Genomic DNA, 12,998 nt, shown 5'->3' with positions numbered 1-12,998 from the left:
CCGCGGCGTGGTGGGCGGGGCGGGGGGCGGACTGGCCGGGCGCCCGTCGCAGCGAGCCGGGGCGCTGCGCGCCCCGGCCGCTCCCGCTCCGCGTGAGCGGAGGCGGCTCGCTCCGCTCACCGCCAGCGGGCACGCGCTCCGCGAGACCCGCCAAGGGCAGGGCATCCGGCCCGCGTTGCGGGCCGGGGCCGGCCTCCGGCCGACCCGTGGCCTCCGCTGCGCTCCAGCCACTCGGGGCGCGGACCCCACTCCCCCACCGGCCAGGCGTGCCACGCTCCGCGCGGCCCACCCACGGGCCTTGCGGCCCGAGCAGCAGCAAGAGGAAGGGGGTGACAGGTAGTCGGGTGGGTGACGGGCCGAACGGAGGTCGGGGAGGGGGAAAGTGGGCGATCCGGGAGCGTGCTTCAAAGATACCAGCTAGCTTAGGTCTGGAATGGATGCGCACCACCACTGACCAGGAAAAAGCGAGTCGCTGGTTAGCTCTCAGGTGCAGCAAGTTCGGAATAGGTAAATGCCGGGAGATGACGAAATGCGAGCCCCAGCAATAGCGGAGGAAAACGATGGACAATGCGACTCGATAAAGCCGCTCAGGCGAATTGGTAGACCCCATCGATGAAGGTGAGCGCCGATCGGATGCCCAGGCCCGCAGGACGCCCAGGGGGTCCAGCGAGGGGTGTGTCGCGGTGGCTGGCCCTCACGCGCGCGAGGGGGGTCGGTTGAGCCTACGGATAGGTGCGTATAGAGGGAACACGCATCGTCGCAGGTCAGGGGCCATGCCATGTATCAATCGAGGCTATTTGAGTGTCAGATTGGGACGCACCTTTCCCCTAGAGGGGAAACGCTGGCCGGTCTGGATCGCGGGTTCGGTCGGCGTGGCGGGTTCCCCTGGAGGGGAAATGGTCGCTACGGTCAGGCCGCGTACATCGTTCCCCTCTAGGGGAAATCCCAAGGTGAGGAGCGGTATGAGCCGGGCAAGGCCAGCGGTCAACACCAGCACGGGCGAGTACGTCCAGCTGGAGCTGCTGAAGGAGGACGACAAGCCGTACGACTGGAGCGGTGGCGGGCGGCACGTCAACGCCAGCAAGAAGCTGGGCGCCGGGCTGTGGAAGAAGGGCAGCGGCTACACCAAGAACGACAAGCTGGTCTACGGCTACTACCTGTTCAACGCGCCGCCCGGGGACGAGCCGCTGCGCATGAGCTTTCGCGAGATCGGCAACGACCTGGAGTTGCGTCCGAACGCGGTGAGCAGGTCCGTGGGTAACCTCAACAGGGGAGGCTTCCTCCTGGAGGCCGAACAGGTGGGCCGGGTGAAGTTCTACAAGCTGAACTCCCGGGCCGCCTTCGACGGCTCCTCGGGGCAGCAGCGCAGGGCCACGCAGCACGCCCGACACCCTGTGACCACGTGCCCGCCGGAGAAGAAGGAGAAGGAAGCGTCATGACGTCGCCGATCGCCGAGTCGTTCGCGCCGCGCTTCATGGAGGCCGGCGACCTCAACAACCTCCTGCTGCGGTCGCAGCTCAAGCAGGGCGCGGACCTGAAGGTCCTCATGTACTACGCCACCGCGGTCCCGGTCGGGGAGCCCGTGCGCAGCACCGCCACGGACATCGGGAAGCTGGTCGGCCTGAGCACCACCAGCGCCTCGCGGAGCATCGGCCGGCTTGTCGAGAACGGCTGGCTCACGCTCGCGTACACGGCCGTCGGGGTGAAGTTCTACCGCCTGGGCTCCAAGGCCACCGGTCAGCCGGCGCCCACCGAGCCCGAGGATGACGACGCGCCCCTGGCGACCGTCCGGCAGCTCCACGCCTCGTAACCCACCCGTTCGCACGGCGGCGCTGCACCTCACGGTGCGGCGCCGCTTCTGCGTGTGCGCAGGGCGATACATCGTTCCCCTGCGCGGGAAACCAGCAGGTCGGCGGCCCCTCCCCGAGCGGGAGTTTGTCCCCGTGGGGGTGGCCAAAGGGGCTGAGTTTGTCCACGCAGAGGTGGAACAACGTTCCCCTGGAGGGGAAAACCGCAGGTGAAGGCCCGTCCGCGTGGTGTCGGCGGCAACACCACCGCTGCGGACTGCGCCAGCTCACGGGACCGCTGCAGAGTCCCGTGAACATCGTTCCCCTGGAGGGGAAACCGGGCTTCAGGTCGGGGAGCGGCACCTCGTCCCGCGCGCGGGACGCGTATGTCAGCTACGCGCACACGGTTCCCGCGGGCGGGAAACGCGCAGGTCACAGCCCCGCGAAAAGAATCATGAGCGGACCCCCTTGCACCCTCCTGCTGTATTAAGTTCAATACATGTATTGAGTTTCATACAGAGGAGGAGCCCACCGTGTTAGTCACCCTCGTCACCGCCGCCCTCGCCATCGTCGGCACCCTGCTCGGCTCGATCGTCAGCGGCCGCTTCCAGGAGCGCGCCGCCGAACGGTCCGTCCGCGTCAGCCACGGCGAGGCGATCCGCCGCGACCGCCTGGAGGCCGTCACCGCCCTCGCCTGCGCCGTCAGCGACCACCGCCGGGCGATGTGGATGCGCGGCGACGCCGTTCTCAAGCAGGCCGGCCCCGAGCGGATCGAGGCCCTGCGCGGCGAGAGCCACATGACCCGGTCCGCCGTCACCCGGCCGCTGGTCGCGCTGCGGGTGCTCATCGAGGACCAGGCGGTGCGCGCCGCGGCCGACGAGATGGTCACGCTGACGTACGCGCTGCGCGACGCCTACGCCACCACCGAGGCCCTGACCGCCGCCCGTGAGGCCGCGAAGGACGCCCACGACCGGTTCGTCGACGTCGCCGCCGGCTACCTCAGCCGGACCGCCTGAACCCCCGCCACCGAGACAGGAGCCCGTCATGGAGCGCACGTCCACGGAGATCGTGAAGGCCGCCGACATCACCGCCATCGAGACCAGCGCCGACCGGGGCGCCGTCGACAGCGAGCTCGCGTACCTGGCCCCGGCGGCGGCCGCCGCGCTCGGGCTGCTCGCCGACGCCATCAAGCGGGGCACCGCCGACCGCGAGAGCGTCGTCCAGGCCCTGAAGGAGGCCGCCGTCCACGAGCGGTTCGCCGACGTCCTGGCGGCCGCCTCCGAGAACGTGATGGACGAGACCGAGGACCCGTACGACTTCGACGCCCGCCTGGACGCCGACAACCTCTCCGGCGCGGCCTCCGAGGTCCGCAACCTCTTCCGCTGGCTGTAGACCACCCGCCCGCCGAACGATCCACCCGAGGAAGGAGACCGCGGTGAGCACCGATCCCGCGCACCCCGACCACCAGGAGCAGTTCCTGGTTCCGCTCACCGCCGAGGACGTCGCCGCGCTCGGCAACGACGGCGAGCAGCTGGCCGCGCTGTTCGCCACCGCGCTGCACGGCCTGGCGCTGCTGCGTACGGGCCGTGCGAGCGCCGCGGAGCTCGCGGCCGCCATCGAGGGCACCACCGGGCTCTTGGAGCGCCTGGAGGCCGTGCGGGACGCCTCGCTGCGCCTCCCGGCGGCCAAGGGCGTCTCGCACGGCGACCTGGCGAAGGCGATGCACCTGGAGAGCCGGGCGACCGCGCAGTCCCGCCGTCGCACCCTGCTGAAGAAGCCGGTGAGCGACCTGGAGCGATGGGCCACCGGCACCGCTGACTGACCGGATGCAGCGGGGCCGTGCAGCAGACGAACGACCGTTTGCTACACGGCCCCGCTGCTCTGTGCAGCACGGCCTGCTACCCGAGCAGCACCCTTGCGGCGCCTGGGGCCGGCCTTCGAATGTCATCGCTCTCCGGCACCCGGATCACCGACAGCAGCACCTCGTACAGCAGACACAGCAGCGCCCCGGACCCGAGCGGGTCCGGGGCGCTGCTGCTGTGATCAGGCTTCGACGTACGCGACGATCGTGATGGTCCTCAAGGCGGTGACGTAGTAGATCACGCGGACGCCGTCGACCTCGTCCGCGTAGTCGCGCAGCAGGGTGCCGGGCACCTCGGTGCCGAGCTCCGGGTTGACGCTGATGGCGACGATCGCGCGGTCCAGGCGGTGCGTCTCGGACGCGGTGAGCTTGCCGAGCTGGGTGAGCGCGGGCTCCACCATGACGACCTGGGAGCGGCGCGCGCCGTGCTCAGGCGACACGGGGCTGCTCGTCGGCGAGGCGGGCGAGGTGGGCGTCGCGGGCGGTCTCCCACGGCACGCCGGACTCGGGCGCCGGGTAGCCGTTGGCGGCGATGTCCTCCAGGACCGAGGCGAGGATGTCGACCTTCGCGCGCTGGTCGGCCGCGTACGCGCGGACCGATTCGGCGGCGTGCTCATCGAGGGGCTGACGGGCGGGCGCGGGGGCCGGCTGCTGGCTCATCCGGGGCTCCTGGGCTTCTGTCTGGCGTGTGTCACCACGGTATCGCCGGGGCGTGCCACCGGACCCCGGTACGGGCGAACCGGACCGGCAAGGGCTTTGCGGGGCGCAGGGCCGGCGCTTCCGGCTCGGTGCCGTCCGACACGGAACGTGATCACCGGCCGGTGGGGTGTCACGCTGTCGTGCCTGTCACGTGGAAACGGCCCGGAGGGGGGTTTCCGGGCCGTTTCCACGCCTGTATGTCCGAATTGATGGGCTTTCACGCGTGAGCTGTCACGCGGTCTTCCGGCAACGTGACAGGGGGCGTGACAGGCAGCGTGACAACCGACTATCACCCTCGGTGAGCGTGGCAATCGGTTGTCAGGTCTGCAACGGGGGCCAGACGTGCGGGCCGGTGCACTGCCCGCAGGCGGCGCAGCCGGCGCACTCCAGGCAGAACTGGCGCGGGACGCGCGGGCACTCGCAGATCGGGTTGTAGTCGGGGTCGTCGTCGCCGGGGTAGAGCGTCTCACCGAAGGGCGGCTCGGTCCAGGCGATGACCGAGCCGTCGGCGAGCAGGTCCTCGTAGTGGTGGCCGATCTCGCTGTGCTCGCTCCAGGTGGCCACCACCACCTCGTCCGCCGCGCTCACGCCGTACCGCCCTTCACCGCGGCCGCGGTCTCCAGCCACGCGGCGAGTGCGGTCGTGGCGTCCGGGTCGGCCTGGGCGAGACGGCCGACGAACTCGAGGCCGCCGTCGACCGGCGCGCCGGTGCGGGCGAGGGCGGCGAGCAGCGCGGCACGGGCGCGGACCGGGACGGGCAGCAGGCTGACGGCGGCGGCGCGGGCGGCCGGGTCGGCGTAGTGGCCGGACTGGTCGGCGAGGGCACGGGCGAGCCAGTCGTCGACCTTCGCGGCCCGGTAGTCGCCGTTCTCGTCCAGGAGCTCGCGGGCGGCTTCGTCCCCGGCCTGGGTCGGCACGCTCCGGTCGAGGCGGCCGGCCCCGCCGAGCCGGGCGAGCTCTTCCGCCCGGTCGGCTACCCGCTGCTGCTCCTGGCGGCGCTGCTGCTCGGCTTCCTCGCGGCGGCGCTCTTCGGCGAGCTCCTCCTGGACGACGACGTCGGCGTCCGGGTCGTACGGGCCGCCGGTCGCGGCGAGCAGCTGCACGACGCGCTGCCACTCCGCGAGCTCCGCAGCACGGCGGCCGCCGTCGTCGGCCGCGGCTTCGTCGCGGCGGTCCAGGTGCGCGTGCAGCTCCGCCTCTTCGAGCGCCGCCACCGCCTCGCTGTGCGTCATGCCCCGCGCGCGGCGCCGCACCGAGGACCGGCCGACCTTCGCGTAGTCGATCGGCGTGCGCGGGGCGTCGGCGCGGCCGCGGGCCTCGGGGACACGGCGCGCCCGCCACCTGTCGGACGTGTTCATCAGGACTCGCTTTCGGCTCGGATACGGAAATGAGGGGCCGCCGGGGAATGCGGTTCGGCAGGCCGGTCACACAGGTCTATCGCATGCCTGAATTACGCGCTGCTAAAACGCGATGTTCAACCACTCCACGTCCGCGAATTTCACCTCCAGGCCCGCGCGACCACCACCGCCTTGACGGAAATAGGTGTCCGCGATGGCCTCCGCGACAGCGTCATGTAGATCGCTCTGCGTCGCACCATCCTCCTGTGCGGCCAGGATGGCGGCCGCGTGGGAGGCGCTGACGGCCACGCTGATGTCCCGGACCCGGCCCGCGTCCGAGGTGCCCTCCGGTCCGAATCCGAAGTACGCCCGGCAGGAGATGACCATCCCGCCCGAGGACGCCGCATGCTGCCTCGCACGTGCTCTGACCTGGGGTTGCCACTCCGCTTCGGTCTCCTGCACCAGCGCCTCCTTCAGGCGCTTGTTCGGCTTGGTGGAGGCGCCCGAGAGGTAGCGCTGCACCGTCTTGCGGGAGACGCCCAGGCGCTCCGCCAGGCTCTTGGTGGAGCCCTTCTCCCGCGTGCGAAGGAATTTCATCTGGGCTCGCGCGGATTTCGGCGCGGGCCGGGTGAACAGGGCGCGCTCCGCGCGGGCGAGGCCCTCCATGAGCTTGGAGCGCGTCCGGGCCGCCTGCTGTGCCTTCTCTTCTTCAGTCATACGAACACTTCATCGGGCCTGGCCTGTGGACGGAGGCCAGCGACCGGACGGGCTCCCTTGCCCGTCGAAGGGTTGACGGCGCAGGTCAGCGCGTCTTGGGTGGAGGGCTACGTGCAGAGCAAGGGGGCTGGCCATGGAGCTGCTCAGGTTGTCCGACCGGCTGCCGCAGTGTTCGCGCTGCGGGGGCGATCTCATCATGAGCGGGGTGGCACCGCAGGACGACGCACATGGTCGGCCGATCCACCTGGAGCTGTGCCCGGCCTGCGACGCCGGCGACGTGGACCGGCCTGCGGCGGGCCTGTTCGTGCAGTTCTTCGCCGACGCCGGCGGCCACGACGAGAGCCGCCTGCAGGAGGCCGCCCACCTGCTGATGGAGTGGACGAAGGAGTGCATGGCCGTCCACGGCTGGTACTTGAAGGACGCCCCGCCCGAACAGCCCTGAGCGCCACCAGGCGGCCCGCCGACGGGCCTCTCCATGACGCGTAGGGCTGCGGTCGGCTGCCGTGCGCTGCGCGGCCGGAAACTGCCCGGTCAGGTGCCCGGCGCCGCTAGAAAGGAGGCTGACACAGTGTCGGCCGACCGGGGTGACGCCATCTGCTGAGGCGGAGGCGGGCTCACCGACGGCCTGCGAGGGAGGGAAGACCCGCATGGCAGAGACCCCACTGGCCGGCGCGCTCAAGAACGCCATCGGCCACTACGTGACAGCTGTCGCCGAGAAGCTGCTGGCCGAGGGGACGCCCGTCAGCTCTGTCAGTGCCTGGGGCCGATTCGACGATGACGAGGACCGGGAGAGGCACCACAACGACGTCGAGGGCAGCGTCAACCTCAACGAGAGCTTCGTCCGACGGTTCCTTCCGGACGCCGAGGCCGGGCTGCACTGGTCCGGGACGTCCGGCTGGTGCCTGTGGATCCTGCCCAAGGGCCGGGCGGGCGCCGGCGGCTCCTTCTACGACGGTGCGCGCTGGCTGGGCGCCGGCCTGATCCCCGAGCCCGACCGCGTGGCGGCCTTCCTCTCCGCCGTGCAGCTCGACCCGCACTCCGCGGGCAGCGGCGACCGCCCCTTCTACCGTCAGCCCCTCGAGGACCTCCCCGACCTGTGCGAACGGCTGCGGGTGCACAGGCGCATCGACTACGGCAACCCCAGCTACGAGCTGCGCTTCGACAACGCCCGCTGCGGGGCCTACTACGACCGCACCGCCCAGGCGCTGACCTCCGGTGCCGACGACATCGTCAACGTGCCCGTACGCAAGAGCGAGCTGGAGGCGCTGCTGCACCTGCTGGAGTTCGCCGAGGGCAGCAGTCACAAGCCCGTGCGTCTGTTCGCCGACTACCTGGCCGGGGACATCGCCCAACGCCGCGGTGAAGGCGGCAGCGTCAACGAGCACCGCAGGGCGCTGGCGTACGCGATCGAGGCCAAGGAGCGCAGGGAGCAGGCGCAACGCCGGCAGCAGAAGGACGACGACGGGGAGTAGGAGAGCCGGGCCGTGACCCTGGGCAGGACGGCACCGTTGGACACGGCAGCGCGTGCATGAACATCCGATCCCCCGCGGATACGCGTGTGAGGCCCCGCACCGGCGCAGCAGCGCAGGGCGGGGCCTCACGGCGTCCCGGCCGCCGCCTCTGCTCTTGATCGGCAACGAGAGGGTGCGGGTTGTGCGTCAGGTGCGCAACGGCCCGGACGCCGGGCCGGCGCGCGGTCAGCCTGTGGGGATGGACAAGTTGATCGAGTTGGCCAGCACGCTCGTCTCGGGGGCGGTCATCGCCGTCCTCGCGGCATGGCTGACCAACCGCTCCCGCAACCGCCAGGAGCAGCAGGCCGAGATCGGCGCCCTGCGGGTGCAGGCGGATGCGATGACGGTGGCGGTGATGGAACTGCAGAGCGCGGCCACCACCAACCGGCTGCTGTGGGAGGGGCCGGCCGAGCGCGGCCGGACGTTCCTGCTGGCCGTCCTCGCCTTCACCGGCGGCGCCGCCCGCGCCCGGATCGCCGGCGGCACCGACGCGCAGAGCGGGCTCGTGGGCTTCGGGCGCGCGGCCGAGCTGCTGAGCCGGGAGCGGGTGGCGAGCAAGCAGACCGTGGCCGCCGTGCGCGAGCCGCTCACCCGGGCCGCCACTGCCGCCGCCCCGCTCATGCGCTCCTCCGACCCGGCCGTCGTCACCGCCACCGAGCAGCTGCTGAACGCCCTGTCGGACGTGGAGAACACCGCGCGCCTGGAGGCCGCGCTGGAGGCGTTCGGCCGGGCCGTCAACGCCGCCACCGCGCCGCGGCTGTCCTGGTGGGCGCGGCGCCGTGCCGCGCGTACGACCTGACCGTGACGCACCTTTCGTAGGATGCGAAGCGCCGCGCCCCCCGGCAGCTCCAATGCCGGGGGGCGCGGCGCTCGTGTGGGAGCCGGCCTACAGGTCGATGTCGAGTCGCTCCACGTCGGTGAACTCCACGTCCAGGCCGTGGGCGCGGGTGTTGTTGGCGCGGAAGTACATCCGGGCGAGGCCCTCGGCGGCGATCTGCCGGAGCTGGTCCTCGCCGGCACCCTGCTCCCGCGCGGCGAACAGCTGGTCGGCGTACTCGGGCGGCAGGGCCTGGGTGATGTCCCGGATCCGGGCATCGTCGGTCGTGCCCCCGGCGGCTTCGAAGCCGAAGCGGGCCCGGGTGGAGACGACCAGCCCGGTCGTGGTCGCCGCCTTCTGCCTCGCCTTCGCGCGGACCTGCGGCTGCCACCTCTTCTTCACCTCGCCCTCCAGGCGGGCGCGCAGCTCCTGGCGGGGCCGCTTCAGCTTGCCCGAGACGTACCGCTCCACGGTGCGCTGGGAGATCCCGAGGGCCTGGGCAGCGGCCTGGGTGCCCTTGAGCTGCTTGACGAGGTACTTCATCTGGGCCTGGGCGCTCTTGGGAGCGGGGCGGGTGAACGCCTTCTCCAGTGCGCGGTCCAAGCTGTCCCCGAGCGAGTCGACCATGACCTGCTACTCCCCTTCTCCGGCTGTCGGGTCGGCGGTCTTGATGAGGTTGGAGATGTTGAAGACGCCGCCGCGCTCCTCGAACTGCTGCTCCGCCCACAGGACGGTCTGGGTGCCCTGGTGCTTGACCATCCCGGGCGAGACGCCGAGCCGGAAGCCGCCGGGCACCGGCTTGCCCTCGGGCGTGGTCGGCAGGACGTCCAGCGGGGACGGGCCGGGCGAGGGGTAGACGATCGCGTCCGTGCCGATGGAGGTCGGGTACAGGTCGGCGGCGGCCGCGGTCTTCATCAGCTTGCGGTGCAGGCCGGTGCGCTGGCTGGCGAGCACGGCGGCCCGGATGTCCGGGCGCCAGTTCACCCGCTCCAGCGCCGGGTAGGGCTCGTAGTACGGCACCTGACCCCGCGAACGCTGCCGCAGCTTGCCGATCGCGCCCTTGGCCGTGGCCTTGATCGCGGTCTCCAGCAGCGCCATCGTCGGGTCCGTCTGCTTGCGCCCGGCCATCGCCTCGAGGAACTCCTCGCCCTGGAGGTCGGTGGTGACGCCCATGTCGGCCATCGTCTCCACGTACGCGTCGCGCAGCCGCTTGTACCAGGAGTCCAGGTAGCGGCCGGTCCGGGTGCGCACGTACGCCTCGATCGGCGCGACGTCGAAGCCGAGCTCCACGGCGTAGGCGACGGTGGGCGTGGCGTACCAGGCCGGGCCGGTCGGGCGCTCGCCGGTCGGGGTGAACGGCGAGGGGAGCCGGTCGCCGTCGACGGTGCGGCCGTTGATGCGGACCCGGGAGAGGTCGACGTGGGACAGGTCGACCAGCCACGAGCCGGGCAGCGACGCGTCGAACTTCGGGTTGCCGGTCAGGTGGGTCGGGCCGTTCAGGCCGACGGTGAGGCCGTTGGCGGCCGCGGCGTACGACATGTTGATGTCGATCGCGACCAGGTACGGGTTGGCGCACTCCTCATCCGTCAGCGGCCGGCACCAGTCGTACGCCTCCTCCATCAGCATCTCGGCCGGGGTGCGCAGGTGGTGCCGGGCGAACTTGTCCTTGAGGATCGGGTGCTCGTCGGGGACCTCGCACTCCACCACCGGGTAGAGCTGGGTGAGGGCGTCGTCGTTGAAGGCCCGCTTGAACTCGCCGGTCGCCTCGTCCTTCTCCGCGCGGGTCGGCGGGCGCAGCGCGGTCATCAGCTCCAGGCCGGTCGTCGCGGTGGAGCCGCGCGGCGTGGTGACCCGGGCCGCGTACAGGCCGAGGTAGCGGGCGAGGTCGGCCGGGTGCATCGTCAGCAGCAGCTCCGGGTCGTCCTTCTTGCCCCACTCCCGCGTGTTCAGCGCGTCCCACGGCAGGACGCACAGCTGGACGCAGCGCCGCCTGGAGCCCTCCGGGTCGCGGTAGAGCCGGGCCCACGGGCCGAAGCCGCGCTGGGTCATCTGGAGCCCAGCGCGCTCGATCTGCTTGACCACCTTGTGGCCGGCCGCCAGCCGTCCCGCGCGGCGCTCCTCCTCCGACAGGGCGGCGGGCAGACCGAAGCGCTCCAGCGCGGAGGCGGTCAGCACGAGGATCGGGTCGGCGTCGCGACCGTTGCGGTGCAGCCGGGCCTGCCCGAGCTTCGCCTCCGCCAGCGTCCAGTCGACCAGGGCCGGGATCGTCTTGGCGGGCACGTCCAGGACCAGGCCGCCGACGCAGTACGCGGAGACCTGCCCGTCGGTGTCGACGTCGATGACGGCGAGCGGGCCGCTCTCGAAGCGCGGGTCGACGGCGGCCGCCGACGCCGTGGTCTTCTTCGCCACCGCCTTCTTCGCACCCGGGCGCCGCGACGACGCGGCGGGCCTCGAGGCGGGCGCCGGGCGTACGGCAGCAGCCGGGGCCGGGGCTGGCGGCGCTTCGGCCGTCGGGGCCTCGTCCAGCGGTGGTGGGATGGGTGGCAGGGACGGCAGGACGAAGGGCCTCGGGTCCGCCTTCGCCCTGGCCTCCATCTCCAAGTGCTCCGCGAACGTGGGGGTCGGTGGCAGAACGTATGACCCGTCAGTGTTGGTCGCCGGTGCGGGGAAGCGGGCGGCGAGGCCCTCCAGGAGCCGGGCGTAGGCGGCGCGCTTCGGCGGCCGCGGCTCGGTCTTCCCGGTCTCCCAGTTCCCGACCGCCTCCCGGCGGGCGTCCAGCGCCTTCGCGATCTGCGCCTGACTCAGGCCCGCGGCCTCTCGCAGGCGCTTGCGCTCCGCGGGGGCCGGCAGGTCGTCCTGTGCGACTTGCTCCAGCAGCGCATCCACGGCGCTGAACAGCTCGTTTTCAGTGGACACAGAGGTCACCTCCAATAGACAGCATACCCGATCGCGCGCTGATTCGCGCACTCAATCGCGCATGAATCGCGCAATGGGCAGGATTGCAACACGCGGGTGGGTAAGCAGCGCAACGGGCGTTCGTGCAGGTCAGGGCCGCAACACGGGGTGTTGCAGTCGGGTGTTGCGCCGCGTGTTGCAGGTTCGCCGCCCCAGAAGGCCGGGTGCGGCATGGCGACGTTTCAGAACCGGGGCCGGCTGCCAGGCTGGGCGGGTCCGGCCCACGAGCTGACAGGGAGCCCCACCGTGTCCGTCGCGTTCCGCATCAGGTGCTGCCTGTGCGCCAAGAACATCCCGCTCGCCGGGGACGTCATCGCTCTCGATGGCGAGTGGCAGCGCCGCTACCCGGACATGCGCGGCACCCTCGCCTGCGATCGGTGCGTCAGGGACTACGGCTGGAACTGCTGCACCACCGCCGAAGGCGGTTTCGTCCTCGGGCATGTCGCCGCGCCCGAGGACCAGGTCGACGACGGCTCCTGGAGTCACCACCTCGAGCGCGGCACCCACCGCGCCCTGGTGCAGGCACACCCCCGATCCGGTCTTCTCCAGGGAGCCGAGGCGTACCTGCGCAGCGTCGCGGCCTGCGACACCGCCTCCGAGTACGTGGGCATGCTGCGCACGGTCATCCAGGAGTGGGACGAGCAGCAGCGGCGCCAGCAGCAGCCGGACCAGCCCGCCGTTCAGGCCGCGCCGACCGGCCAGCCGTCGGCGGCCTGACGGGAGGCGGCTACCGATCGTTGGGGCTGGGCACGGGCGGGTAACTCGTACGGGCGATCCGCTTCCCCGGCCGCCGTGTTCCGCCCTTCACGGTCCAGGCCAGGGAGTACATGTGGGCTGTGCACCGTGACCCCAACGACGTCCTGATGGAGACCTTCGCCGAGACGTTCGGTGAGCGCCCCGGCGACTGGCCCGACGGAGTCCTCCTGGCCATCCCCTACTTCGGCATCGTCCTGCAGTGCCTGGGGGACGAGGACATGGATGAGGACGAGACGGTCGACTTCCTGCGCCGCGCGGAAGCGGCCCTGCTGGACGACACACCCGCGCTCTTTCCGTCGACGGCGTACGGCGATCGGCTCGCCGCGAACCTGCCGTCCTGGTGGTCCGCGCACTGCGACCGCTCTCCCCGCCGGCTGTCGGCATGGATCGCCCTGACGGGAGCTCACCGGCTGCTGGACGGCGACGACCGAGACGTTCTCCGCCTGTGCATCGCGGCAGCGCTCAGCGCGTGCGAGCTCATCGAGGAGCGCCGAATCCGTGCCAACGTCCAGGCGTTCTCCAAACGGGTGGCGCAGTTGAGCGCGAACCGCGGGTAGG

General features: G+C 71.6%; 17 protein-coding genes. 10 read left to right on the top strand and 7 right to left on the bottom strand.

Annotated features, from left to right (window positions below; all coding sequences use genetic code 11):
* Nucleotides 1-962: 962 nt before the first annotated feature.
* From AB0C99_RS34845 to AB0C99_RS34825, 5 genes are all read left to right on the top strand, one after another.
* Entirely contained in the window at nucleotides 963-1,439 is a 477-nt protein-coding gene (locus AB0C99_RS34845) for a winged helix-turn-helix domain-containing protein (protein ID WP_362483728.1), read from the top strand.
* Complete coding sequence (locus AB0C99_RS34840) at nucleotides 1,436-1,810, top strand: hypothetical protein (RefSeq protein WP_362483726.1); 375 nt, start codon at nucleotides 1,436-1,438, stop codon at nucleotides 1,808-1,810. The genes AB0C99_RS34845 and AB0C99_RS34840 overlap by 4 nt, the downstream gene beginning before the upstream one ends.
* A gap of 510 nt (nucleotides 1,811-2,320) precedes the next feature.
* Entirely contained in the window at nucleotides 2,321-2,803 is a 483-nt protein-coding gene (locus AB0C99_RS34835; protein ID WP_362483724.1) for a hypothetical protein, read from the top strand.
* Between the two features lie 28 nt (nucleotides 2,804-2,831).
* The gene (locus tag AB0C99_RS34830; protein WP_362483722.1) at nucleotides 2,832-3,179 is read left to right on the top strand and encodes a hypothetical protein; all 348 of its coding nucleotides are present in this window, start codon (nucleotides 2,832-2,834) and stop codon (nucleotides 3,177-3,179) included.
* A 43-nt stretch (nucleotides 3,180-3,222) separates the two neighbouring features.
* The gene (locus AB0C99_RS34825; RefSeq protein WP_362483721.1) at nucleotides 3,223-3,609 is read left to right on the top strand and encodes a hypothetical protein; all 387 of its coding nucleotides are present in this window, start codon (nucleotides 3,223-3,225) and stop codon (nucleotides 3,607-3,609) included.
* 221 nt (nucleotides 3,610-3,830) lie between these two features.
* Here the strand turns inward: AB0C99_RS34825 and AB0C99_RS34820 are convergent, their stop codons facing one another.
* The 5 genes from AB0C99_RS34820 to AB0C99_RS34800 form a co-directional block, all read right to left on the bottom strand.
* Entirely contained in the window at nucleotides 3,831-4,088 is a 258-nt protein-coding gene (locus tag AB0C99_RS34820; RefSeq protein WP_362483719.1) for a hypothetical protein, read from the bottom strand.
* Nucleotides 4,078-4,308 (bottom strand): hypothetical protein, encoded by a 231-nt coding sequence (locus tag AB0C99_RS34815; protein ID WP_362483718.1) that lies wholly within the window; start codon nucleotides 4,306-4,308, stop codon nucleotides 4,078-4,080. Before AB0C99_RS34815 ends, AB0C99_RS34820 begins: the two co-directional genes overlap by 11 nt.
* A gap of 357 nt (nucleotides 4,309-4,665) precedes the next feature.
* Nucleotides 4,666-4,935: a hypothetical protein gene (locus tag AB0C99_RS34810; protein WP_362483716.1), complete on the bottom strand. Its 270-nt coding sequence runs from the start codon at nucleotides 4,933-4,935 to the stop codon at nucleotides 4,666-4,668.
* Nucleotides 4,932-5,705, bottom strand: a complete 774-nt coding sequence (locus tag AB0C99_RS34805) for a hypothetical protein (protein ID WP_362483714.1) — start codon at nucleotides 5,703-5,705, stop codon at nucleotides 4,932-4,934. The genes AB0C99_RS34810 and AB0C99_RS34805 overlap by 4 nt, the downstream gene beginning before the upstream one ends.
* Before the next feature lie 102 nt (nucleotides 5,706-5,807).
* Nucleotides 5,808-6,401, bottom strand: a complete 594-nt coding sequence (locus AB0C99_RS34800; RefSeq protein WP_362483713.1) for an HTH domain-containing protein — start codon at nucleotides 6,399-6,401, stop codon at nucleotides 5,808-5,810.
* A gap of 133 nt (nucleotides 6,402-6,534) precedes the next feature.
* Here AB0C99_RS34800 and AB0C99_RS34795 point away from each other — a divergent pair, with 133 nt between their 5' ends.
* The 3 genes from AB0C99_RS34795 (at nucleotide 6,535) to AB0C99_RS34785 (ending at nucleotide 8,711) form a co-directional block, all read left to right on the top strand.
* Nucleotides 6,535-6,843: a DUF6300 family protein gene (locus AB0C99_RS34795; RefSeq protein WP_362483711.1), complete on the top strand. Its 309-nt coding sequence runs from the start codon at nucleotides 6,535-6,537 to the stop codon at nucleotides 6,841-6,843.
* 205 nt (nucleotides 6,844-7,048) lie between these two features.
* The gene (locus tag AB0C99_RS34790; protein ID WP_362483709.1) at nucleotides 7,049-7,873 is read left to right on the top strand and encodes a hypothetical protein; all 825 of its coding nucleotides are present in this window, start codon (nucleotides 7,049-7,051) and stop codon (nucleotides 7,871-7,873) included.
* Between the two features lie 238 nt (nucleotides 7,874-8,111).
* Entirely contained in the window at nucleotides 8,112-8,711 is a 600-nt protein-coding gene (locus tag AB0C99_RS34785; RefSeq protein ID WP_362483708.1) for a hypothetical protein, read from the top strand.
* Between the two features lie 87 nt (nucleotides 8,712-8,798).
* On the opposite strand, the gene AB0C99_RS34780 is transcribed toward AB0C99_RS34785, so the two are convergent.
* Both AB0C99_RS34780 and AB0C99_RS34775 read right to left on the bottom strand, forming a co-directional pair.
* On the bottom strand, nucleotides 8,799-9,356 hold the full coding sequence (locus AB0C99_RS34780; protein WP_362483707.1) for an XRE family transcriptional regulator: 558 nt from the start codon (nucleotides 9,354-9,356) through the stop codon (nucleotides 8,799-8,801).
* A 6-nt stretch (nucleotides 9,357-9,362) separates the two neighbouring features.
* A complete protein-coding gene (locus tag AB0C99_RS34775; RefSeq protein WP_362483705.1) occupies nucleotides 9,363-11,645 on the bottom strand; it encodes a helix-turn-helix transcriptional regulator in 2,283 nt (760 codons plus the stop codon).
* Between the two features lie 285 nt (nucleotides 11,646-11,930).
* Between AB0C99_RS34775 and AB0C99_RS34770 the strand changes: the two genes are divergently transcribed.
* Together AB0C99_RS34770 and AB0C99_RS34765 are read left to right on the top strand one after the other, a co-directional pair.
* Nucleotides 11,931-12,401, top strand: a complete 471-nt coding sequence (locus AB0C99_RS34770) for a hypothetical protein (protein ID WP_362483703.1) — start codon at nucleotides 11,931-11,933, stop codon at nucleotides 12,399-12,401.
* Nucleotides 12,402-12,547: 146 nt separating this feature from the next.
* Nucleotides 12,548-12,997 (top strand): hypothetical protein, encoded by a 450-nt coding sequence (locus AB0C99_RS34765; RefSeq protein ID WP_362483701.1) that lies wholly within the window; start codon nucleotides 12,548-12,550, stop codon nucleotides 12,995-12,997.
* Nucleotide 12,998 lies beyond the last annotated feature (1 nt).

This window comes from Streptomyces sp. NPDC048659 (assembly GCF_040650575.1).
Lineage (GTDB): Bacteria > Actinomycetota > Actinomycetes > Streptomycetales > Streptomycetaceae > Streptomyces.
Note: the sequence above shows the minus strand (reverse complement) of the source record. Positions and strands in the feature narration are given on the sequence as shown.